This is a genomic window from Streptomyces hydrogenans, from assembly GCF_014656075.1.
Classification (GTDB): domain Bacteria; phylum Actinomycetota; class Actinomycetes; order Streptomycetales; family Streptomycetaceae; genus Streptomyces; species Streptomyces hydrogenans.
Genome location: NZ_BNBS01000017.1, coordinates 22,505 through 44,359, shown reverse-complemented (window position 1 = coordinate 44,359; position 21,855 = coordinate 22,505). Strand labels below are relative to the sequence as shown.

General features: G+C 74.6%; 22 protein-coding genes and 1 pseudogene. 12 read left to right on the top strand and 11 right to left on the bottom strand.

All coding sequences use genetic code 11. From position 1 onward, the window contains the following. The first annotated feature begins 72 nt into the window (after nt 1–72). The 5 genes from IE321_RS10210 to IE321_RS10190 all read left to right on the top strand — a co-directional run bounded on the left by IE321_RS10210 (nt 73) and on the right by IE321_RS10190 (nt 5,884). A complete protein-coding gene (locus IE321_RS10210) occupies nt 73–1,509 on the top strand; it encodes a CitMHS family transporter (RefSeq protein WP_043223863.1) in 1,437 nt (478 codons plus the stop codon). 172 nt (nt 1,510–1,681) lie between these two features. Then, nucleotides 1,682–2,350 carry a hypothetical protein gene (locus IE321_RS10205; protein WP_190222563.1) on the top strand — a complete coding sequence of 223 codons (669 nt, stop codon included), beginning with the start codon at nt 1,682–1,684 and terminating at the stop codon, nt 2,348–2,350. After that, nucleotides 2,337–3,119, top strand: coding sequence for a class F sortase (locus IE321_RS10200; RefSeq protein WP_190222562.1), 783 nt, complete (start codon nt 2,337–2,339; stop codon nt 3,117–3,119). The genes IE321_RS10205 and IE321_RS10200 overlap by 14 nt, the downstream gene beginning before the upstream one ends. A gap of 249 nt (nt 3,120–3,368) precedes the next feature. Further along, nucleotides 3,369–4,760, top strand: coding sequence for an aldehyde dehydrogenase family protein (locus tag IE321_RS10195; protein WP_190222561.1), 1,392 nt, complete (start codon nt 3,369–3,371; stop codon nt 4,758–4,760). Nucleotides 4,761–4,804: 44 nt separating this feature from the next. Continuing rightward, nucleotides 4,805–5,884, top strand: coding sequence for a Zn-dependent alcohol dehydrogenase (locus IE321_RS10190; protein ID WP_043223867.1), 1,080 nt, complete (start codon nt 4,805–4,807; stop codon nt 5,882–5,884). A gap of 32 nt (nt 5,885–5,916) precedes the next feature. Here the strand turns inward: IE321_RS10190 and IE321_RS10185 are convergent, their stop codons facing one another. Beyond that, complete coding sequence (locus IE321_RS10185; protein WP_051841979.1) at nt 5,917–6,624, bottom strand: DsbA family oxidoreductase; 708 nt, start codon at nt 6,622–6,624, stop codon at nt 5,917–5,919. A 221-nt stretch (nt 6,625–6,845) separates the two neighbouring features. Next, nucleotides 6,846–7,784 carry a DMT family transporter gene (locus tag IE321_RS10180; protein WP_043223869.1) on the bottom strand — a complete coding sequence of 313 codons (939 nt, stop codon included), beginning with the start codon at nt 7,782–7,784 and terminating at the stop codon, nt 6,846–6,848. A gap of 407 nt (nt 7,785–8,191) precedes the next feature. On the opposite strand from IE321_RS10180, the gene IE321_RS10175 reads away from it, so the two are divergent. Next, complete coding sequence (locus IE321_RS10175; protein ID WP_190222592.1) at nt 8,192–8,809, top strand: TetR/AcrR family transcriptional regulator; 618 nt, start codon at nt 8,192–8,194, stop codon at nt 8,807–8,809. Here the strand turns inward: IE321_RS10175 and IE321_RS10170 are convergent. From IE321_RS10170 to IE321_RS10160, 3 genes are all read right to left on the bottom strand, one after another. Continuing rightward, entirely contained in the window at nt 8,759–9,706 is a 948-nt protein-coding gene (locus tag IE321_RS10170) for a DMT family transporter (protein ID WP_190222560.1), read from the bottom strand. The genes IE321_RS10175 and IE321_RS10170 overlap by 51 nt on opposite strands. Nucleotides 9,707–9,840: 134 nt before the next feature. Beyond that, the gene (locus IE321_RS10165) at nt 9,841–10,536 is read right to left on the bottom strand and encodes an ArsR/SmtB family transcription factor (protein ID WP_190222559.1); all 696 of its coding nucleotides are present in this window, start codon (nt 10,534–10,536) and stop codon (nt 9,841–9,843) included. A gap of 18 nt (nt 10,537–10,554) precedes the next feature. After that, the gene (locus IE321_RS10160; RefSeq protein ID WP_190222558.1) at nt 10,555–11,217 is read right to left on the bottom strand and encodes a TetR/AcrR family transcriptional regulator; all 663 of its coding nucleotides are present in this window, start codon (nt 11,215–11,217) and stop codon (nt 10,555–10,557) included. A 72-nt stretch (nt 11,218–11,289) separates the two neighbouring features. Here IE321_RS10160 and IE321_RS10155 point away from each other — a divergent pair. The 3 genes and pseudogenes from IE321_RS10155 to IE321_RS10145 all read left to right on the top strand — a co-directional run bounded on the left by IE321_RS10155 (nt 11,290) and on the right by IE321_RS10145 (nt 13,535). Further along, a pseudogene (locus IE321_RS10155) lies at nt 11,290–12,442 on the top strand (acyl-CoA dehydrogenase family protein). 72 nt (nt 12,443–12,514) lie between these two features. Continuing rightward, nucleotides 12,515–12,805: a YiaA/YiaB family inner membrane protein gene (locus tag IE321_RS10150; RefSeq protein WP_043223876.1), complete on the top strand. Its 291-nt coding sequence runs from the start codon at nt 12,515–12,517 to the stop codon at nt 12,803–12,805. Between the two features lie 97 nt (nt 12,806–12,902). Beyond that, complete coding sequence (locus IE321_RS10145) at nt 12,903–13,535, top strand: TetR/AcrR family transcriptional regulator (protein WP_043223877.1); 633 nt, start codon at nt 12,903–12,905, stop codon at nt 13,533–13,535. On the opposite strand, the gene IE321_RS10140 is transcribed toward IE321_RS10145, so the two are convergent. Further along, nucleotides 13,526–13,987: a MaoC family dehydratase gene (locus IE321_RS10140; RefSeq protein ID WP_030494453.1), complete on the bottom strand. Its 462-nt coding sequence runs from the start codon at nt 13,985–13,987 to the stop codon at nt 13,526–13,528. The genes IE321_RS10145 and IE321_RS10140 overlap by 10 nt on opposite strands. A gap of 106 nt (nt 13,988–14,093) precedes the next feature. Here IE321_RS10140 and soxR point away from each other — a divergent pair, with 106 nt between their 5' ends. After that, nucleotides 14,094–14,573 (top strand): redox-sensitive transcriptional activator SoxR, encoded by a 480-nt coding sequence (soxR, locus tag IE321_RS10135; protein WP_190222557.1) that lies wholly within the window; start codon nt 14,094–14,096, stop codon nt 14,571–14,573. 93 nt (nt 14,574–14,666) lie between these two features. Here soxR and IE321_RS10130 read toward each other — a convergent pair whose 3' ends face one another. The 4 genes from IE321_RS10130 to IE321_RS10115 form a co-directional block, all read right to left on the bottom strand. Next, nucleotides 14,667–15,353, bottom strand: a complete 687-nt coding sequence (locus IE321_RS10130) for a 3-keto-5-aminohexanoate cleavage protein (RefSeq protein WP_190222556.1) — start codon at nt 15,351–15,353, stop codon at nt 14,667–14,669. A gap of 120 nt (nt 15,354–15,473) precedes the next feature. Continuing rightward, nucleotides 15,474–16,079, bottom strand: a complete 606-nt coding sequence (locus IE321_RS10125) for a hypothetical protein (protein ID WP_043223880.1) — start codon at nt 16,077–16,079, stop codon at nt 15,474–15,476. Nucleotides 16,080–16,208: 129 nt separating this feature from the next. Continuing rightward, the gene (locus IE321_RS10120; protein ID WP_190222591.1) at nt 16,209–17,405 is read right to left on the bottom strand and encodes an alpha/beta hydrolase family protein; all 1,197 of its coding nucleotides are present in this window, start codon (nt 17,403–17,405) and stop codon (nt 16,209–16,211) included. 277 nt (nt 17,406–17,682) lie between these two features. Beyond that, nucleotides 17,683–18,939, bottom strand: a complete 1,257-nt coding sequence (locus IE321_RS10115; RefSeq protein ID WP_190222590.1) for an exo-beta-N-acetylmuramidase NamZ family protein — start codon at nt 18,937–18,939, stop codon at nt 17,683–17,685. A 167-nt stretch (nt 18,940–19,106) separates the two neighbouring features. Between IE321_RS10115 and IE321_RS10110 the strand changes: the two genes are divergently transcribed. After that, a complete protein-coding gene (locus IE321_RS10110; protein WP_043223883.1) occupies nt 19,107–19,883 on the top strand; it encodes an SDR family oxidoreductase in 777 nt (258 codons plus the stop codon). 84 nt (nt 19,884–19,967) lie between these two features. Continuing rightward, entirely contained in the window at nt 19,968–20,561 is a 594-nt protein-coding gene (locus IE321_RS10105) for a TetR/AcrR family transcriptional regulator (protein WP_043223884.1), read from the top strand. A 78-nt stretch (nt 20,562–20,639) separates the two neighbouring features. On the opposite strand, the gene IE321_RS10100 is transcribed toward IE321_RS10105, so the two are convergent. After that, nucleotides 20,640–21,854: an acyl-CoA dehydrogenase family protein gene (locus IE321_RS10100; RefSeq protein WP_043223885.1), complete on the bottom strand. Its 1,215-nt coding sequence runs from the start codon at nt 21,852–21,854 to the stop codon at nt 20,640–20,642. Nucleotide 21,855: the final 1 nt, after the last annotated feature.

Here is a 21,855-nt window from a genome sequence, read left to right as displayed (position 1 = left end):
CCGGAAGGGGGCACCTACGGTCATCCGGACCGCCGCTCGGCGGCTGTTCAACGGTGAACGTGAGGTGCCTTCATGCTGACCGTCCTCGGCTTCGCCATGATCGCGACCTTCCTGGTCCTGATCATGATGAAGAGGATGTCGCCGATCGCGGCGCTCGTCCTGATCCCCGCCCTGTTCTGCGTCGCGGTCGGCCAGGGCGCGCAGCTCGGCGACTACGTCATCGACGGCGTGGGCAAGCTGGCGCCCACCGCGGCGATGCTGATGTTCGCGATCGTCTATTTCGGAGTCATGATCGACGTCGGACTCTTCGACCCGATCGTCCGGGGCATCCTGCGCTTCTGCAAGGCCGACCCGGTCCGGGTGGTCGTCGGCACGGCGGTGCTCGCGGCGATCGTCTCCCTCGACGGCGACGGCTCCACCACCTTCATGATCACCGTCTCGGCGATGTACCCGCTCTACAAGCGGCTCGGCATGAGCCTCGTCGTCCTCACCGGCGTGGCGGCCACGGCCAACGGCGTGATGAACACCCTGCCCTGGGGCGGCCCCACGGCCCGTGCCGCGACCGCGCTCAAGCTCGACGCCGGCGACATCTTCGTCCCGATGATCCCGGCCCTCGCCGTCGGCCTGCTCTTCGTGATCGCCCTCGCGTACGTCCTCGGCCGCCGGGAGCGGAAGCGGATCGGCTATCTGACCCTGGACCAGGCCCTCGCTCCCGAGGCGAGCGGCGAGACCGTCCTCGTGGGCACCGGTGCGGGGGGCGGGAAGGGCGAGGGTCGCGCGACGCGGCGGACGGGCGCGGGCGCCGGCGGCGACGCCCCGGTCGAGAGCGGCGCGGATGCGGCGGACGAAGACGCCGGAACCCCCGGCTTCCAGGGCCTCGACCCGAACCGGGCCACCCTCCGGCCCCGCCTGTACTGGTTCAACGCCGCCCTCACCGTCGGTCTGCTCACCGCGATGATCCTGGAACTGCTGCCGATCCCGGTCCTCTTCCTCATCGGAGCCGCGCTCGCCCTCACCGTGAACTACCCGCGCCCCGCCGAGCAGAAGGAGCGCCTGGCCGCCCACGCGGACAACGTCCTCAACGTCTCCGGCATGGTCTTCGCCGCCGCCGTCTTCACCGGGGTCCTCACCGGCACGGGCATGGTCAAGCACATGGCCGACTGGCTGGTCGGCGCCATCCCGGACGCGATGGGCCCGCACATGGCGCTGGTGACCGGACTGCTGAGCCTGCCGCTCACCTACTTCATGTCGAACGACGGCTTCTACTTCGGTGTCCTGCCCGTCCTCGCCGAGGCCGGTGCCGCCCACGGGGTCTCCCCGCTGGAGATCGCCCGCGCCTCGCTCGTCGGCCAGGCGCTGCACATGTCGAGTCCGCTCGTGCCGGCGGTGTACGTGCTGGTCGGCATGGCGAAGGTGGAGTTCGGCGACCACACCCGCTTCACGGTGAAGTGGGCCGCCCTCACCTCGCTGGTCGTCCTGGCGGCGGCGGTGCTCTTCGGCATCGTCTGACGGGAGCTGACGGGAGCTGACGGGAGAAGGGGCGTCGGCCCGGGCGATGTCTGGGCCGGACGGGGGACCGGCGGGTTCCTCGCCGCATGTCGCCACCATGCGTGTTCATGTCGTGACGGATAGTCCGATTATCGGTTCAAATGTCCGACGACATCCTCGTGGAGGAACCCGCATGCTCGCTCGCACCGCCCGACCCCTCGCCGCCGCCTCCGGTCTCGCCCTCGCCGGTCTCGGCGGCCTCGCCCTCCTCGGCGGCGCCCCGGCCGCGTTCGCCGCCCCCGGCGACAACGGCGACGTGAAGATCCACAATGTGGGCACTCCGTACGACGACCAGCGCAACGAACCAAAGGTCTGCGACTTCTACCTCGCCGCCTTCAACTTCGACGCGAACCAGAAGGTCTCGTGGGAGATCGTGCCCCAGCCAGACAAGGCGGACGACCCCAACTTGAGCGGGCAGCTCACGCTTCCCACCGGCACCGGACACACCGGCCCGCTCGCCCTGCCGGACGGCATGTACAAGCTCACCTGGACCTTCGAGGGCGAGAACGGCGCCGGCAAGCACAAGGTCTTCCAGGTCGACTGCCCGAACGGTGGCAACGGCGGCAACGGCAACGGTGGCAACGGCAACGGCGGCAACGGGAACGGCGGCAACGGCGGCAACGGCCACCACAAGCCCCCGCACGGCCCGGTCGGCGCCGGAGGCGGTGGCAGCGCCGAGATCGCGGCCGAGGAGGACGCCTCCGCCTTCGGCGTCGGCGCGGCCGTCGCCGCCGGCCTCGCGGGCACCGTCGGCCTGGTGCTGATCCGTCGCTCCCGCCGCCGCAACGATGGCGCTGCGTAAGGCCCGTCTCACGCGCCGGCGGCGCAGGCTCCTCCGGCTCACCAGGACCGTCGTGGTGGCCGCGGTCCTGGTGACCGGAGGCGTGTGGTGGAGCGGGGACGGGGACCCCGCCGACCGGCAGCAGGCCAAGGAGGCCGACGCCAAGGCCGACGCCGGGGCGTCGGCCGCGGAGCCGGGCCCCGCCGCGAGTGCCCGTGCCACGGACCGTGCGGACGCGCCCCCGGGGCGTAACGCCGCCGCGGGGCGGACCCGCGCGCGGGCTCCGAAGAAGCCTCCCGCGTCGCCCGCGTCGCCCGCCCCGCTCGCCCGCTCGCGCCCGACCCTCCTCGCCGTGCCCGCGATCACCATCGAGGCGACGGCCGTGGACATCGGGCTCGACCGGTCGGGGCGGCTCGGCGTGCCGCCGGTCGACGACCCGGGGAAGGTCGGCTGGTACGCGCGGGGCCCGGCGCCCGGTGAGCGCGGCACGGCCGTGGTGGTCGGCCACCGCGACACCAGGACCGGCCCGGCCGTCTTCCTCGACCTCGACTCGCTCGGCCCGGGGAACACCGTCCGGGTCGCCCGCGCCGACGGGCGGGTCGCCGTCTTCACCGTGGACAAGGTGCGCACGTACCCGAAGTCGGCCTTCCCCGACGAGGAGGTGTACGGCTCCACGGACCGGCCCGAACTCCGCCTGCTGACCTGCGGCGGAGCCTATGACCGGGGGTCCGGCTACGACGCGAACATCGTCGTCTTCGCCCACCTCACCGGTGTCGACCGGACGATCTGATCCGCGCGGCCGTCGTCGGCCCCGCGTCGGGTACCGTCGCCCCCAGCGGGCCGCGCGGGCCCCGGCGCGGGGCCGTTCGGCGTCCGCGCCGCCCCGGTCCCCCGCCCGGCGGGTCGCGCGCGATGAGATCCGCCCCACTCCGGCGGACTCTGGCGCCCTAAAACTAACAGCGCTAGTTTGGGGCGGCGGGGCCGACGCATCGGCCCCGCCGCAGGCGAGCGGTCGAGTGCAGAGGGAATGGGGAAGCGGATGAAGGCCCACGACGCGATGTACATCGGTGGGGAGTGGCGCCCCGCGTCCTCCTCCGACACGATTCCCGTCGTCGATCCCGCCACCGAGCAGGTCATCGCCCGGGCCGCCGACGGCACCGCCGAGGACGTCGAGGCCGCCGTCCGCGCCGCCCGCGCCGGGCTGCCCGGCTGGGCCGCCACCCCGCCCGCCGAGCGGGCCGCCCGGATCGCCGCCCTGCGCGACGCCCTCGCCGCCCGCGCCGAGGAGTTCGCCGCCACCGTCACCGCCGAGCTCGGCGCCCTGCCGAAGCTCGCCGCGGCGGTGCACGCCGGACTGCCGGTCGCCGTGGCCGGCTCGTACGCCGAACTGGCCGCCACCCACCCCTTCGTGGAGAAGGTCGGCAACTCCACCGTCTACGCGGAGCCGGTCGGCGTCGTCGCCGCCATCACGCCCTGGAACTACCCGCTCCACCAGATCGTCGCGAAGGTCGCGCCGGCCCTCGCCGCCGGCTGCACCACCGTCCTCAAGCCCGCCGAGGACACCCCGCTCACCGCCCAGCTCTTCGCCGAGGCCGTGCACGAGGCGGGCCTCCCGGCGGGCGTCTTCAACCTGGTCACCGGCCTCGGCACGGTCGCGGGACAGGCCCTCGCCGAGCACCCCGGCGTCGACCTCGTCTCCTTCACCGGCTCCACCGCCGTCGGCAGCCGCATCGGCGCCCTCGCCGGCGGCGCCGTCAAGCGGGTCGCCCTCGAACTCGGCGGCAAGTCCGCCAACGTGATCCTGCCGAGCGCCGACCTCGCCAAGGCCGTCGCCGTCGGCGTCGGCAACGTGATGTCCAACTCCGGCCAGACGTGCAGCGCCTGGACCCGGATGCTGGTCCCCGCCGAGCGGTACGAGGAGGCCGTCGCCCTCGCCGCCGAGGCCGCCGCGAAGTACGCGCCCGGCGAGCGCCTCGGCCCGCTGGTCAGCGCCCGCCAGCGCGACCGCGTCCGCGGCTACATCGCGAAGGGCGTCGAGGAGGGCGCCCGGCTCGTCACCGGCGGCCCCGAGGCCCCGCTGGAGACCGGCTACTACGTCTCCCCGACCGTCTTCGCCGACGTCACCCCGGAGATGACCATCGCCCAGGAGGAGATCTTCGGCCCGGTCCTCTCGATCCTCCGGTACGAGGACGAGGACGAGGCCCTGGCGATCGCCAACGGCACCGACTACGGCTTGGGCGGCGCCGTCTGGGGCGAGGAGGACGAGGCCGTCGCCTTCGCCCGCCGCATGGAGACCGGCCAGGTCGACATCAACGGCGGCCGGTTCAACCCGCGCGCCCCCTTCGGCGGCTGGAAGCGCTCCGGCGTCGGCCGCGAGCTCGGCGAGCACGGTCTCACCGAGTACCTCCAGACCAAGTCCCTCCAGTTCTGAGCCCCGGCCCGCGCACCGCCCCGACCCCGCAGAAAGGGAGTCCCGTGATCCGTGCCGCCGTCCTGCCCGCCGTCGGTGCCCCCCTGGAGATCACCGGCATCGAGCTGCCCGAACCCGGCCCCGGCCAGGTCCGGATCCGGCTCGCCGCGGCCGGCGTCTGCCACTCCGACCTGTCCCTGTCCAACGGCACCATGCGCGTCCCCGTCCCGGCCGTCCTCGGCCACGAGGGCGCCGGCACCGTCGTCTCCGTCGGCGAGGGCGTCACCCACGTCGCCCCCGGCGACGGCGTCGTCCTCAACTGGGCGCCGTCCTGCGGCGCCTGCCACCCCTGCTCCCTCGGTGAGGTCTGGCTCTGCGTCAACGCCCTGAACGGCGCGGCGAACGTGCACGCCCGCGCCGCCGACGGACGTGCACTGCACCCGGGCCTCAACGTGGCCGCCTTCGCCGAGGAGACGGTCGTCGCCGCGCCCTGCGTGCTGCCCGTCCCGGAGGGCGTACCGCTCACCGACGCCGCCCTGCTCGGCTGCGCCGTCCTCACCGGCTGGGGCGCCGTGCACCACGCGGCCCGGGTCCGGCAGGGCGAGACCGTCGCCGTCTTCGGCGTCGGCGGCGTCGGCCTGGCCACCCTCCAGGCCGCCCGGATCGCCGGGGCGTCCACGATCGTCGCCGTGGACGTCTCCCCGGAGAAGGAGGAACTGGCACGGGCCGCCGGGGCCACCGAGTACGTCGTGGCCTCGGAGACGACCGCCCGCGAGATCCGGAAGCTGACCGGCGGGCACGGCGTCGACGTGGCCGTCGAGTGCGTGGGCCGCGCCGTCACCATCCGGACCGCGTGGGAGTCCACCCGGCGCGGCGGCCGCACCACCGTCGTCGGCATCGGCGGCAAGGACCAGCAGGTCACCTTCAACGCGCTGGAGATCTTCCACTGGGGCCGCACCCTCACCGGCTGCGTCTACGGCAACTCCGACCCGGCCGTCGACCTGCCCGTCATCGCCGGGCACATCCGGGACGGCCGCTTCGACCTCGGCGCGCTCGTCACCGAGCGGATCACCCTGGACGGCATCCCCGGCGCCTTCGACGCCATGCTCGCGGGCAAGGGCGGCCGCGCGCTCGTCGTCTTCTAGCGCCGGGCCGGACCCGGGAGCCCGGGTCCGGTTCAGGCGGCGGCCCGCAGCAGGAGGGATTCGTACACCTGCGGGTCGTCGCCGTGCACCACCGGCCAACCGACTCCGTAAGCCCCCTCCCAGCCCACTTCCACGCCCGGGTTGGCCACGTCGGTGCCGTCCGGCAGGAACAGGTGCGGGCTGCACCGGATCGCGTCCGTCCGGGAGAGGGCCGTCTGTGCCGCGAGGGCGCGCCGCGCCCGGCCGTCGTCCAGGGCCTCCTCCAGGGCGGCGACGTCGACCGCGCCGGTCTCCTTCGCCACGTCGAGGATCACCCGCCGGTTGCTCACGCACCGCGACTCGGCCCAGAAGGCCCGGCGCAGCCCCAGGTCGAGGAGTTCCGAGGCGCGCAGGGACTGCTCCTTGGCGGCCTGCACCGCCTCCAGCGCGGGCAGGGTCGTGGAGGGGTAGAGCCAGTCCTTGGCCTGCCACAGCTGCCAGCCCGCGTCCGGCTCCAGCGACGCCATCCGGGCCACCTCGCTGTCCGTGCCGGGGCGCGGGCTCGGCGCGTCGTTCAGCAGTTCCAGCGGGAAGGCGCGCAGGTCGAAGGCGACCCGGTCCTCCAGCCCGAGCCGGGCCCGGGTGGTGTGCAGCCGGTGGACGGCGAGGTGCGCGAAGGAGCACCAGAGGTCGGAGTGGACGACGACGACACCGGGCGGCGGGGTGTCGACGACGGCGGTCACGGTCGTGTTGCCGGTCATGGAGGTGGCCCTTTCCGAGGGGTTGTCAGGTTCGGCGGAGCGCTCAGGGGCTGAGGTGGGTTCAGGAGCGGGGCTGCTCAGACACCGACGGCTGCCCGACATCGACGGCTTCCCGGGTGTCGACGGGCGGTCAGGTGTCGACGGCGCCCCAGGTGTCGACGGCGCCCCAGGTATCGGCGGATGGTCAGGTGCGCGGACGGACAGTCGGGGCGGCTGGACGGTCAGGACAGCTGGATGGCGAGCGAGCCGGCGAGCAGCAGGGCGAGACCGAGGGCGCGCGGCCGGGTGAGGGGGCGGCGGGGGAGCCGGAACAGCCCCCGGTGGTCGATGAGCGCCGAGGTCAGCTGCTGACCGGTCACCGTCAGCGCGATGGTCACGGCCGCGCCGATGGCGGGTATGAGCAGGAAGGTGCCGGTGACGTACGCGGCGGCGCAGGCCCCGCCCAGCCAGCCCCACCACGGCATCTTCCTCAGCGGGGCGACGCGCGGTGCCGGGGTGCGCCGGGTGGCCCGGAGCACCAGCAGGACGACGGCGATGGTGAAGGTCGCCACGGCGAAGCTGAGGACGGCGACGGTCAGCGGCGCGTCGAGCCGCTCCCGCAGCCGGGCGTTGACGGCACCCTGCACCGGCAGGACCGCGCCCGCGACGATCCCGAGGGCGAGCCAGCCCGTGCGGGCGGTCGGCGAGAGGCCGGGCGCGCCCGCCGGAGCCGCGCCGCGGCCGCCGCGGATGATCACGACGATGCCGGCGAGGACGGCGGCGGCGCCGAGCACGATCCCGGCGTCGAGTCCCTTCCGCTCCAGGCCGAACAGGCCGAAGAGGTCGAGCGCGAGCGAGGCGAACATCTGGCCGGTGACGAAGAGTCCGACGCCTGCCAGGGCGCCGAGCCGCGGGAACAGCAGGATGCCGCTGGTGATGTAGAGCGGACTGGCCAGTCCGCCGAGGAGTTGCCAGGGGGGTACGTCCGGCAGTCTCCCGAGCGCCCCGAGGGTCCCGGCCGCCAGCGCGAGGGCGGTCAGCAGGGCGGTCGCGACGCCGAGCTGGAGCGTCGAGGCGCCGTACGGGGTGCCGACGGCGGCGTTGAGCTGGAGGTTGGCCGACGCCTGGACGGCGAGGAGGCAGCCGACCAGCAGGGCGATGGCGAGCAGTGCGGTGTGCATGAGAGCGGTCTCCCTCGCGGAGTCTCGGACGGTCGGTCAGGCGGAGAGGCGGAAAGGGCGCAGGGGGCACAGAGGGCAGAGCAAGGCAGGGCAGCTCGACGCCCATCGCAAACGGACGTCATGTCCACTTAGGCTGCCATGGAGAAGCTCAAGTGGACAAGGTGTCCGTTTGAGTGAAAGAGAAGTAGGCTCGACCCATGAGCGATCACGAGCGGCACGGCCCCGGGACGGAGCCGGCGCAGCCGACGAACGAGGCGGCCCGCCCTCCGGCGAACCGCCCTCCCGCGCACCGCCCCCCGGCGGACGGGCCCGCCCGCGTCGCCCCCGCCGCGAGCGGCCTCCCCGCCGCACCGGCCTCCCCGGCCGAGCGGTTCCTGGCCCGGTCGCTCGGGCCGGACGGCGATCCCCTGGCCCGCGGCGACCTCCTGCTCGCGGACGCGCGCCCGGCCGCCACCCCCCGCCGCCGCGCCGACGCCGAGCGCAATCGCGCCCAGATCCTCGCCGCGGCCGAACGGCTCTTCGCCGAGGGGGATCCCCGCACGGTCACCATGGACCGCATCGCCAAGGCCGCCAGCGTCGGCCGCGCCACGCTCTACCGGAGCTTCCCGGACCCGTCCTCGGTCGCGGTGGCGCTCCTCGACGAGCACGAGCGCCTGCTCCAGGGGCAGCTCGTCTACGGCCCGCCGCCCCTGGGGCCGGGAGCGCCCGCGGGGGAGCGGCTCGCCGCGTTCTACCTCGCGATGCTCGACCTCCTGGAGAAGCACCTGCCGCTCGCGCTCGGGGCCGAGACCGGCCCCGAGCGCTTCCGCACCGGCGCGTACGGCTTCTGGCGGGTCCACGTCAGGACCTTGCTCGTGGCGCACGGCACCGAGGACCCCGACGCCCTCGTGGACACCGCGCTCGCCCCGCTCGCGCCCGAGCTCTTCGCCTTCCAGCGGCGCGACCTCGGGCTCCCCGTCGAGCGGATCGGCGCCTCACTGGCGGCGTTCGCCCGCGGCCTCCTCCAGTCCGGTGTCCGCTCCTGACACGGGCCGCACGGCCGTGCGCGGACGGGACCGGGACACCGCCACCCCCGCCAGGCACAGCGCGCCGCCCACGAGCGTCAGTGCCCCGGGCAGCTCGCCGAGCAGCGCCCAGGCCATCAGCACCACCAGGGCGGGCACGGCGTAGGTGGTCGCGCCCATCCGCCCCGCGGTCGTCCGCGCCAGCGCGTACGCCCAGGTGGTGAAGGCGAGCGCGGTCGGGAACACCCCGAGGTAGACCATGTTCGCGGTCGCCGACAGCGGCGCCCGCGCCGCCTCGGGGACCAGCTGTCCGGCGAAGGGCAGGCAGGCGACCGCGCCGATCGAGCAGCCGAAGGTCGTCACCTGGAGTGCGCTCGCGTGCGCCAGCGCGGGCTTCTGCGCCACCACCCCGCCCGCGTACGCCACCGCCGCCAGCAGGCAGAGGGCGACGCCCAGCACCGAGGCGTGGCCGTCCTCACCGGACATCGACAGGCCGACGGCCACGGCGCCCGCGAAGGACACCGCCATGCCGGCGAGCAGGCGCGGCGGCAGCTTCTCGCCCAGGAAGCGGGCGCCGAGCAGGGCGATCAGGATGGGGCCGATGTTGACGAGCATCGCGGCCGTACCGGCGTCGACCTCCTGCTCGCCCCAGTTCAGCACCACCATGTACACCCCGAACCAGAGCAGGCCGGAGACGAGGATCCCCGGCCAGGCGGCCCGGGGCGGCAGCCCCTCGCGCCGGACCAGGAGGACGGCCACGAGGACCAGCGCCCCGGCGAGCAGCCGCCCGAGGGCGAGCGCGCCGGGGGAGTACGCGGCCCCGGCGCTGCGGATGGAGACGAAGGCGGACGCCCACAGGACGACGGTGACCCCGGCGGCGGCGAGCGCGAGCCGGGCGGAGGAGACGGTTTTCGGCATGGCCCGACGGTAGGGCGCCCACCCTTCGGCCCACACCGCAATATCCCGCGCTCCCCTCCCGGCGACCCTCCCCCTGGCGCGCCGCGCGCGCCCCGCCCCTTTCGCCGCGCCGCTTCCTGCGCCGCGTTGCCCCCTCACCTCACCGCCCCCGCCTCGATCCCGAGTTCCCGCCACAGCGCCCGCTCTCCGGCCGGGGTGACCTTCACCGCCCGCCCGGAGCCGATCCGTACGCACCAGCCGCTGTCCAGCGCGTGCGCGCAGAGCGCCGCGCCCGCGGTCCCCGCGAGATGGGGGCGGCGCTCGGTCCAGTCCAGGCAGCCGCGCGCGAGCGGCCGCCGGCCCTTCCGTACGAGCGGGATGCCGAGGTCCGAGAACCAGGCCAGGCCCCGGTCCGTGAGCGCGAAGCCGGTGTCCTGGCGCAGCAGCCCGCGGGCGGTCAGCGCGTCCGTGACGGCGATCCCGAGGCGGCCGGCGAGGTGGTCGTAGCAGGTGCGGCCCCGGGCCATCGCCCGGCCGGCGTTCACGGCCGCCAGCGACCGGGGCGCCTCGTCCGCGCCCGGCCCGGCGCGGGCGGCCAGCTCCTCGACGAGGTGCGCGATCCCGGGCCCGGCCAGCCGTACGTACCGGTGCCGGCCCTGCCGTTCCTCGGTGAGCACCCCGCCCGCGACGAGCTTGCCGAGGTGTTCGGTGGCGGTGGACGGCGCCACGCGCGCGTGGCGGGCCAGTTCCCCGGCCGTCCAGGCCCGTCCGTCGAGCAGGGCGAGCAGCATGGCGGCCCGGCTCTCCTCCGCGAAGAGTGCCGCGAAGGCGGCGAGTTCACTGGCTCCCATGGACCCAGCATCCCCCGCTCACGCTTCGGCGCCGCCCGAAACGTGCGCGTGCCTCTCGTACTGCGTCCCCAGGCCGTCGAGCAGGGCCCGCAGGCCGGTGGCGAAGGCGCCCTCGTCTACCTTCTCGCGGTGCTCGGCGAGGCGGTGCGCCTGGCCGAGGTGGGGGTAGTCGGCGGGGTCGTAGGCCGTCTCGTCGTCGACGAAGCCGCGGGCGAAGGAGCCGAGGGCGGAGCCGGTGACGAAGTACCGCATCAGGGCGCCGATGTGGGTGGCCTGGGCGGGCGGCCAGCCGGCCCGGACCATCGCGCCGAAGACCGCGTCCGCGACCTTGAGGCCCGCCGGGCGGCGACCGGGGCCCTGGGCGAGGACGGGCACGATCTGCGGATGGTCGGCGAGGGCGGCCCGGTAGGACAGCGCCCAGTCGTGCAGGGCGGTGCGCCAGTCGCGGGGGTCGTCCTCCTCGAACATCGACAGGTCGATCTTGGCGCTGACCGCGTCGGCGACCGCGTCCAGGATCTCGTCCTTGGTGCGGAAGTGGTTGTAGAGGGAGGGGCCGCTCACCCCGAGTTCGGCCGCGAGCCGCCGGGTCGAGAGGGCGGCCAGGCCCTCCGCGTCCACGAGCGCGCCCGCCGTCTCGACGATGCGGTCTCGGCTGAGCAGGGGCTTGCGCGGTCGGGCCATGGCGCACATAGTAGGCCGCACCGCTAAAACTAGCAGTGGTAATTAAAGGACGGGCGAGGGAGAGGTGGCACGGTGGATCTGGCGCTGAGCGAGGAGCAGCGGGACGTACGGCGGCTCGCCGAGGACTTCGTCGCCCGCGAGGTCGCCCCGCACGTGGTGGCGTGGGACCGCGCCGAGGAGGTGGACCGGGGCATCGTGAAGAAGCTCGGCGCCGTCGGCTTCCTCGGGCTCACGATCCCCGAGGAGTACGGCGGCTCGGGCGGCGACCACCTCGCGTACTGCCTCGTCACCGAGGAGCTGGGGCGCGGCGACTCCTCCGTGCGCGGCATCGTCTCCGTCTCCCTCGGCCTGGTGGCCAAGACCATCGCCTCCTGGGGGCACCGAGGAGCAGAAGCGGGCCTGGCTGCCCCGGCTCGCCTCCGGCGACGCCCTCGGCTGCTTCGGCCTCACCGAGCCCGGCACCGGCTCCGATGCGGGGAACCTGAGCACCCGGGCGGTGCGCGACGGCGACGACTACGTCATCGACGGCTCCAAGATGTTCATCACCAACGGCACCTGGGCCGATGTCGTCCTGCTCTTCGCGCGGACCAACGACACCCCCGGCCACAAGGGCGTCTCCGCCTTCCTGGTCCCCGCCGACGCCCCCGGGCTCACCCGCCGCGCCGTCCACGGCAAGCTCGGACTGCGCGGTCAGGCCACCGCCGAACTCGCCCTGGAGGGGGTGCGCGTCCCGGCCTCCGCGATGCTCGGTCCCGAGGGGAAGGGCTTCGCGGTCGCCATGTCCGCCCTGGCCAAGGGCCGGATGTCGGTCGCCGCCGGCTGCGTCGGCATCGCCCGGGCGGCGCTCGACGCCGCGGTGCGCTACGCGGGGGAGCGCGAGCAGTTCGGCAAGCCCATCGCCTCGTACCAGCTGGTGCAGGAACTGCTCAGCGACATCGCCGTCGACGTGGACGCGGCCCGGCTGCTGACCTGGCGGGTCGCCGACCTCGTCGACCGGGGCGAGGACTTCGCCACCGCCGCCTCCCAGGCCAAGCTGTTCGCCTCCGAGGCCGCCGTCCGCTGCGCCAACAACGCCCTCCAGGTCTTCGGCGGCTACGGCTACATCGACGAGTACCCCGTCGGCAAGCTGCTGCGCGACGCCCGCGTGATGACGCTCTACGAGGGCACCAGCCAGATCCAGAAGCTCATCATCGGCCGGGCGCTCACCGGGGTCTCCGCCTTCTGAGTGCCGCACCCCAGCGGGGTCTGAGTATCCGGGCGGATGTGGCGGTCGCCACATCCGCCCGATGCTGTGCCCATGAGCGAGTCACAGGTCAAGCAGCAGAACACGAACGCGTACCACGCGCAGGCCGTCATCTCCTTCGCGGTCGCCATCGCCGCCGTCGGCATCGGGATCTACCAGCTGGAGGCGAGCGCCTGGGTCCGGGCCTTCCTCGCGGTATCCGTCCTCTACCTCACCACCTCCGCCTTCACCCTGGCCAAGGTGGTCCGGGACCGGCAGGAGTCGGACCGGATCGTCAGCCGGGTGGACCAGGCCCGTCTGGAGAAGCTCCTCGCCGAGCACGACCCCTTCCAGCAGAAGCTCTGAGCCGGGTCCGCCCGGGCCGCCGGGCGCCTTGGTCTCTAAGCGCTTGCTCATCGGCGTTGTAGGGTGTGCCTCCTGACCGGTCGAGGAGGAGTGTGGGATGAGCACGGCGGAGCAGGCGCCCGGCGGCGAGGACGTGACCTGGGGCGAGGTCGCGCCCGAGGCCGCCCGGAGGCTGCTGGTGGCGGCCGTCGAGGCGTTCGCCGAACGCGGCTACCACGCCACCACCACCCGGGACATCGCCGGCCGCGCCGGCATGAGCCCGGCCGCGCTGTACATCCACTACAAGACCAAGGAAGAGCTGCTCCACCGGATCAGCCGCATCGGTCACGACAAGGCCCTGGAGATCCTGCGGGGCGCCGAGCGGCGCGAGGGCCCGCCCTCCGACCGGCTCGCCGACGCCGTGCGCTCCTTCGTCGGCTGGCACGCCGAGCGGCACGCGACCGCCCGGGTCGTCCAGTACGAGCTGGACGCGCTCGGCCCCGAGCACCGCGCCGAGATCGTGGAGCTGCGCCGGGAGACCGAGGCCACCGTGGTCCGGATCCTGGAGGAGGGCGTGGCGGCCGGCGAGTTCGACGTGGCCGATCCGGCCGGCACGACCGTCGCCGTGCTCTCGCTCTGCATCGACGTGGCCCGCTGGTTCAACGTCCAGGGCCGCCGGACGCCCGACGAGGTCGGCGCGTTCTACGCCGACCTCGTGCTCCGCATGGTGGGCTACCGGGCTCAGAAGTAGTAGCGCGAGACCGACTCGGCGACGCACACCGGCTTGTCGCCGCCCTCGCGCTCCACGGTCACCTTCGCGGTGACCTGCACGCCGCCGCCGGCCTCCTCGACCTTCGTCAGCACGGCGGTGGCGCGCAGCCGCGAGCCGACCGGCACCGGCGCGGGGAAGCGCACCTTCTCCGTGCCGTAGTTGAGGCCCATCTTCATGCCCTCGACCCGCAGCACCTGCGGCACGAACAGCGGCAGCAGGGAGAGGGTCAGATAGCCGTGCGCGATCGTCGAGCCGAAGGGGCCGGAGGCGGCGCGCTCGGGGTCCACGTGGATCCACTGGTGGTCGCCGGTGGCCTCGGCGAAGAGGTCGATCCGCTTCTGGTCGACCTCCAGCCAGTCGCTGTGCCCCAGCTGCTCGCCGACCCCCGCGCGCAGCTCTTCGGCGGAGGTGAAGATCCTCGGCTCGGCCATGTGCCTGGTCCCTTCTCGTACGACATACCAAACGGTTTGTGTCTAAGCGCTTGCTCAGCATGTGGGGTGGGGGTCGCGGTGTCAACGGACCAGTAGGGTTCGAGGGGTGCCGCAGATTCCCGAGAAGATCCACGAACTCACCGTCGGTCAGCTCGCCGCCCGCAGCGGCGCCGCCGTCTCCGCCCTCCACTTCTACGAGGCCAAGGGGCTCATCGGCAGCCGACGCACCGCCGGCAACCAGCGCCGTTACGGGCGCGACGCGCTGCGCCGGGTCGCCTTCATCCGCGCCGCCCAGCGCGTCGGCATCCCCCTCGCCACCATCCGCGACGCCCTCTCCGAACTCCCCGAGGAACGCACCCCGAACCGCGAGGACTGGTCCCGGCTCTCCGCCACCTGGCGGGCAGAGCTCGACGACCGCATCAAGCAGCTCGGCCGGCTCCGCGACCACCTGACGGACTGCATCGGCTGCGGCTGCCTGTCCCTGGAGACCTGCGTGCTCTCCAACCCCGACGACGCCTTCGGCGAGCGGATGGCCGGCTCCCGCCTGCTGCCGCTGCGCCGCGAGCCCGCGGACGAGAGCTCCTAGGACGCCGACGCCGACGCCGACGCCGACGCCGACGCCCACGTCGACGGCGCGGCCCGCCCCCGCGCCGCCGCGAGCCCCGGGGGGCGAGGGTTCCTAGGGCCCGTCCGACAGCGCGGCCCGCACCTGCTCCGCCGTGGAGCGGGCGCGGGTGCCGTCCGGCAGCGACAGCGTGTCCTCCAGGCCGATCCGGCCGTCCATGCCGAGCCGCCGGGCCAGTCGCAGCACCGGCCAGGCCGCCGGGCCGGTGCCGTGCAGCAGGACGGGCACCGGGCCGTGCGCGGCGGCCAGGGCCCACGGTCCCGCCCCGTCGTCGGGAGCCTCCGCCACGATCCGCCGCACCCGGGGCGCCGCCGGGGAACGGGCGAAGAGGTCCGGGTCCGCCGTGCCCGCCCGCAGCCCGGCCTCCACGGCCACGCCGCGTGCCAGCAGCGCCGCCGCCGTCTCCTCGGCGCCCGGCTCGTGCCAGGCCACCCACGCCAGGTCCGGAAGCTCCTCCCAGGCCCGGATCCGCGCGACCCGCCGCGCCGGATCGGGCTCGGCCCACGCGTCCACCGCCACGGCCACCGGTACGCGCACCGCGCGCCGTACCGCCGCCAGCGCGGGCCCCACCACCCGGGGCGAGAGCGAAGCCCCGCCGCAGGGCGGCCGCGGCCGGCTCCGCACCCCGCGCGCCCCCGCCGCCACCGCGTCCGCCGCGGCCGCGGCGAGCCCCGCGGGATCCCGTGGCACCACCGCCGACTCCCCGGGCCCCCAGGCGCCGTTCAACACCGCCTGCAACACCCGCGCCACCCCCGTCACGTCACGCCGCGCGAGCGCCCCGGCCGCCGCCCTGAGTCCCGGACCCGGCCTCCGGCGCCCACCGTGCCCGTGCGCCGCGAAGTGTCACGCCGCCGGGAAGCGTCACGCCGCCGGGACCAAGGGACGGGCGCGCACCCCGCGGGCCCGGGCCAGGGCTCCCGGGGTGAGGGCGGCGCGGGGCACCTCGACGCCGCAGTCGGCGCACACGGGCCCGTACCAGTCCCCGTCCCCGGCGCCCCACGCGATCCGCGCGCCGGCGCACCCCGGGCACGCCTCGCCCGGGCCGTGCTCCAGGGCCGTCACCAGCCGCCGCACCACCTGGGGCAGCGGATCCGTCGGGTGGACGGCCGGATTCCCGCACCGCACCACGCCGTTGCCGCCCCACACGTCCCGGTGCCAGTCGTCCAGCGCCCCCAGCGCGCGCAGCCCGCCGTGCTTCTCGCGCCGGCGCCGGGCGGCGAAGTCCTCCTCGTACGCGAGCCAGACCGCCCGCGCCTCCTCCAGCTCCTCCAGGGCGGCCACCAGCCGCGCCGGATCGAGCTCCCGGTCGTCCGGGCCGAACCCGTGCCGGTGGCACAGGTGGTCCCAGGTCGCCCTGTGCCCGTACGGAGCGAACCGCTCCAGGCACTTGCGCAGCGCGTACCTGCGCAGCGCCGTGTCGCAGCGCTGATCGCGCACCTGTCTCGCGAGACTCCGGAAACCGGCCATCGCCCGCCACCTCCGTGCTGGTCGTTCGCGCATCCGCGGTACCAGAGGGACGAACGACGGCGCCGCCGCGTTCCTCGCGGACCGGGAACGGCCCCGTTCCTGGCGGGAACTCGCCACCCCGGAGGCGGGTCAGCGCCGCCCGATCCGGGCCGCCGAGACCACCACCCGGGCCAGCTCGGGCCGCCGTACGTCGCTGTGCGAGCGCACCGCCTCGGCCGCGTCGACGCTCACGCAGCCCGAGGCCGGAACCCCGTCCCGCAGCACCGTCGCCAGCGTCCGCCGCGCCGCCCCCGGCACGCCCTGCACGCCGTCCCAGCCGATCGCCCCCCACCGCGGGTCGCGCGCCACCAGCCGCCCCAGCGGCTCCGCCAGGGACGCCGAGTCGCCGGCCGTCCGGGAGGCCAGCGGGTACATGACCCCGAGCGCGGTGTCGTGCCGCGAGTGACAGGCCACCACCGGCCCCCGCACCCGCAGCTGCATGTCCCGCAGCGCCCCCGAGCGGTCCGGGTCGTGCGGCAGCCGGGCCGCGAACGCGTAGTGCGAGAAGGCCCCCTGGAGCAGCGTCATCGAGCGGACCGGCCGCAGCGCCCCCGGCAGCCCGCGCAGCGCGTACGCCACCAGCCGGGCGCCCATGCTGTGCCCCACCAGGTGCACCCGCAGCCCCGGCGCGGCCCGCGCCACCTCCGCGAGCAGCGGCGCCAGCCCCCGCTCGCCGACGTGCCCCGCCCGCCGCTTCATCACGTAGTACGCGGCCTGCCGCAGGGCCTCCCGCCCGCCCTTCCACAGCCGCCCGAGCCCGCCGCCGAACGCCGCCTCCGGGGTGGTCCCGTCGAGGGCGGCCGTGAACAGCGCGCAGGTCTCCAGGGGATCCGCCACCAGGAACTCCGGCAGCCCGCCGGCCGCGGCGGCGAACCCCTCGCCGCCGTCCGCCAGTTCCCGCAGCAGCGCCCCGAACTCCGCGAACGCCGCCTCCTCGGGCGGCGCGAGGGCCAGCAGCTCGGTGAGCCGGACGATCGTCCGCTCCTTCTCCGGCAGCGTCGTCACCAGAGCCCGGAAGTCCGGCACCGGTTCGTCCGCGAACATCATCGAGGGCCAGACCACCCCCGCGTACCCCGCCTCCACGCCCGGCGCCAGCAGCCCCGGGAACGGCGCGAAGAAGTCCGAGTACAGCAGGGTCGCGCCGGACGGCGAGTTGTTCCACCCGTGCGCGAAGACCACCAGATCCGTCACCCCCCGCCGCGCCAGCGCGACCAGCTCGGCCGCCTGTCCCGCCGGACCGTCCCCGTCCTTGTCGAGGACGATCTCCCGGTACGGATCCACACTCATCCCGCTCACGACCCGCCCGCCCTCCGCGTCGAGGAAGCGCCCAGGGGTCCGTGTCCCGCAACCCCCGGGCAGCATGCCCGAATCCGGCCATCCTCAGACCTCGGCGGACGATCCGGCGGTCCTCGGACCCCGGCGGACGATCCGGCCTTCCCCGTACCCTGGCGGACGATCCGGTCGTCCCCGGGCCACGAGGGACGATTCAGCCGTCCTCGCGACCCGGCGGACGATCCGGGCCCCCCGCCGGCCGCCGGGGCGGGGCCGGCGCGGGGCCCGGGCGTCAGCGGTACAGCAGGTGTTCGCGCCGCACCGCGCGGAACGCCGCCAGGTCCGTCTCCCAGGCGCCGACGACCTCGTCGGTGTCCGCCCCCGCGTCGACGAGGGTGCGGACGCGGGTGGAACCGGTCAGCTTGTCGATCCAGTTGTCCGGCCGCCAGGCGAAGCCGGACCAGGAGCTGCGGGCGGTCACCAGCAGGCCGATCCCGGTGCGCACCGGGTCGAAGGTCTCGCGGTCGTGGACGTGGAGCTGGACGCCGCCGACCGTGCGGCCCTGGAACTTGGAGAAGGTCGGGGCGAAGTACGCCTCGCGGAAGCGGACTCCGGGCAGACCGAGGGCGTTCGCCGCCTCCGACCACCGGCGGTCGACGCCCTCCGCGCCGAGGAGTTCGAAGGGGCGGGTGGTGCCCCGGCCCTCGGAGAGGTTGGTGCCCTCGAAGAGGCAGGTGCCGGAGTAGACCAGCGCGGTCTCCGGGGTCGGCATGTTCGGGCTCGGCGGCACCCACGGCAGCCCCGTGGAGTCGAAGAAGTCCGCGCGCCGCCAGCCCGTCATCCGCACCGTCTCCAGCTCCACCGGCCGGGCCAGGAACTCGGCGTTGAAGAGCAGCGCCAGCTCCGCCACCGTCATGCCGTGCGCCTGCGCGATCGGCTCGCGGCCGACGAAGGTGGCGAAGGCCCGGTCCAGGACGGGCCCGAGGGCCGCCCGGCCGCTCACCGGGTTCGGCCGGTCCAGGACCACGAAGCGCTTCCCGGCCAGCTCCGCCGCCACCATGCAGTCGTAGAGCGTCCAGATGTAGGTGTAGAAGCGGGCGCCGGCGTCCTGGATGTCGAAGACGACGGTGTCGACGCCGGAGGCGGTGAAGACGTCCGCCAGCGCCTGGCCGCTCTTCAGGTACGTGTCGTACACCGGCAGTCCGGTCGCCGGGTCGTCGTACCGGCCCTCCGAGCCGCCCGCCTGCGCGGTGCCCCGGAAGCCGTGCTCGGGACCGAAGACCGCCACCAGGCCGACCCGTTCGTCGGCGTGCATGACGTCCACCAGGTGGCGGGCGTCGGGGGTGATCCCGGTCGGATTGGTGACCACGCCGACCCGCTCGCCGGCCAGGAGGGCGTACCCGTCGGCCGCCAGCCGTTCGAAACCGGTCCGCACGCGCGCGTGCGCCCGCCCGGGGCTCGCCGCGGCCGGGGTGCCGGTCGCGGCGAGCGCCCCTCCGGCGGTCAGCGCCCCTCCGGCCGCCAGCAGGTTCCGACGCGACAGCTTCATCCGCCTCATGCGTGACATGGGCACGCAGGCTAGCGCTCCTGACGGCCCGGGGGAACGAGGCGTGCGGAAGCGGACGGCGGAACCCTCCACACCCTTCCCCCTCTCCATACCGACCGGTTAGTCTGCCCGAGTCGCCGGAACGTGAGCCGAACCACCTGGAGGGGTCCATGAACGCGGGCACGCACGAGGTCCGGGGCGCCGCCGTCGTCGTCACCGGAGCGGGCGGCGGCATCGGCGCCGCCCTCGCCCGGCGCTTCGCCGCCGAGGGCGCCCGCGTCGTCGTCAACGACCTCGACCCGGTCCGCACCGAGGCCGTCGCCGACGAGATCGGCGCCCTCGCCGTCCCCGGCGACGCCTCCGCGATCGTCGACGAGGCCCGCGAGGCCCTCGGCGGCACCGTCGACATCTGGTGCGCCAACGCCGGACTCGCCTCCGCCGGCGACGCCTTCGCCGACGAGGCCGTCTGGGCCGCCGCCTGGGACGTCAACGTCATGGCCCACGTCCGCGCGGCCCGCGCCCTGCTCCCCGACTGGCTGGAGCGCGGCACCGGCCGCTTCGTCTCCACCGTCTCCGCCGCCGGCCTGCTCACCATGATCGGCGCGGCGCCGTACAGCGTCTCCAAGCACGGCGCCCACGCCTTCGCCGAGTGGCTCTCCCTCACCTACCGCCACCGCGGCCTCAAGGTGCACTCGATCTGTCCGCAGGGCGTCCGCACCGACATGCTCGACGCCACCGGCTCGGCCGGCGACCTGGTGCTCGTCCCCACCGCGATCGAGCCCGACGCCGTCGCCGACGCCCTCCTCGACGCCATCGCCGAGGACCGCTTCCTGGTCCTCCCGCACCCCGAGGTCGCCGACTTCTACCGCAACCGCGCGGACGACCCCGAGCGCTGGATCGGCGGCATGAACAAGCTCCAGCGGCACTGGGAGGCGGGCGCGCGGTAGCGCACCCGGCGGCGGATGGGAAGATCTACCGACGACAGGCCCCGAACGCCAGGGACGGGGCAGCGGAGCGGAAGGCGGCGGAGCATGGCCAGGACGACGGACGGGGACGGGACACCCGTCCCCCAGAGGCTCCTCGCCGCCGCCACCCGGCTCTTCGCCGAACAGGGCTACGACCGGACCTCGGTCCAGGAGATCGTCGAGGCCGCGGGCGTGACCAAGGGCGCGCTCTACCACTACTTCGGCTCCAAGGAGGACCTCCTCCAGGAGGTGTACGCGCGCGTGCTCCGCCTCCAGCAGGAGCGGCTCGACGACTTCGCGGACTCCGACGCGCCGGTCGACGAGCGGCTGCGCTCCGCCGCCGCCGACGTCGTGGTCACCACCATCGAGAACCTCGACGACGCCTCGATCTTCTTCCGCTCCATGCACCACCTGAGCCCGGAGAAGAACAAGCAGGTCCGCTCCGAGCGCCGCCGCTACCACGAGCGCTTCCGCGCCCTCGTGGAGGAGGGCCAGCGGGCGGGCGTCTTCTCCTCCGCCACACCCGCCGACCTCGTCGTGGACTACCACTTCGGCTCCGTGCACCACCTGTCGACGTGGTACCGCCCGGACGGCCCGCTGACCCCGCAGCAGGTCGCCGACCACCTGGCCGACCTCCTGCTGCGGGCGCTGCGCCCGTAAGACCGATGCGGTACCAGCGATCCGGGTCGGAGATTCGCCGCCTACTGCCGACGAATCTCCGACCCGGATCACTGGGCCCTACAGGTACTTCTTCAGCTCGCGGCGGGCCAGTGACCGCTGGTGCACCTCGTCGGGGCCGTCCGCGAGCCGCAGGGTCCGCGCCGCCGCCCACAGCTCGGCGAGCGGGAAGTCCTGCGAGACGCCGCCGGCGCCGTGCGCCTGCACCGCCTTGTCGATGATGTCCACCACCGCGCGCGGGGTGGCGATCTTGATGGCCTGGATCTCGGTGTGGGCGCCCTTGTTGCCGACGGTGTCCATCAGCCAGGCCGTCTTGAGGACGAGCAGCCGCAGCTGCTCGATCGTCACCCGCGCGTCCGCGATCCAGTTCTGCACCACGCCCTGCTGGGCGAGGGACTTGCCGAAGGCGGTACGGGACACGGCCCGCCGGCACATCAGCTCCACCGCCCGCTCGGCCATGCCGATCAGCCGCATGCAGTGGTGGATCCGGCCGGGGCCGAGCCGGGCCTGGGCGATGGCGAAGCCGCCGCCCTCCTCGCCGATCAGGTTCGCCGCCGGGACCCGGACCCCGTCGAAGACCACCTCGGCGTGGCCTCCGTGGTAGTGGTCCTCGTAGCCGTACACCCGCATCGCGCGGCGCACCTCGACGCCCGGGGTGTCGCGGGGCACGAGGATCATCGACTGCTGGCGCCGCGGGTCGGCGCCGTCCGGATCGGTCTTGCCCATCACGATGAAGACCTGGCAGTCGGGGTTCATCGCCCCGGAGATGTACCACTTGCGCCCGTCGATCACGTACGCGTCCCCGTCCCGCCGGATCCGGGTCTCGATGTTGGTCGCGTCGGAGGAGGCCACCTCGGGCTCGGTCATCGCGAAGGCGGAGCGGATCTCGCCCGCGAGCAGCGGCTCCAGCCACCGCTTCTTCTGGTCCTCGTCGGCGAACTGGGCCAGCAGCTCCATGTTCCCGGTGTCGGGGGCCGCGCAGTTGAGGGCGGTGGGCGCGAGCTGCGGGCTGCGGCCGGTGATCTCGGCGAGCGGGGCGTACTGGAGGTTGGTCAGCCCGGCCCCGTACTCCTCGTCCGGGAGGAAGAGGTTCCACAGGCCCTGCCGCTTGGCCTCGGCCTTCAGCTCCGCCACCACCGGCGGCTCGTCCCACGGCGAGGCGAGCGCGGCGCGCTGCTCCTCGGCGACGGCCTCGGCCGGGTACACGTGCTCGTCCATGAAGGCGAGCAGCCGGGCGCGCAGCTCCTCGGTGCGGGTGTCGTAGGAGAAGTCCATG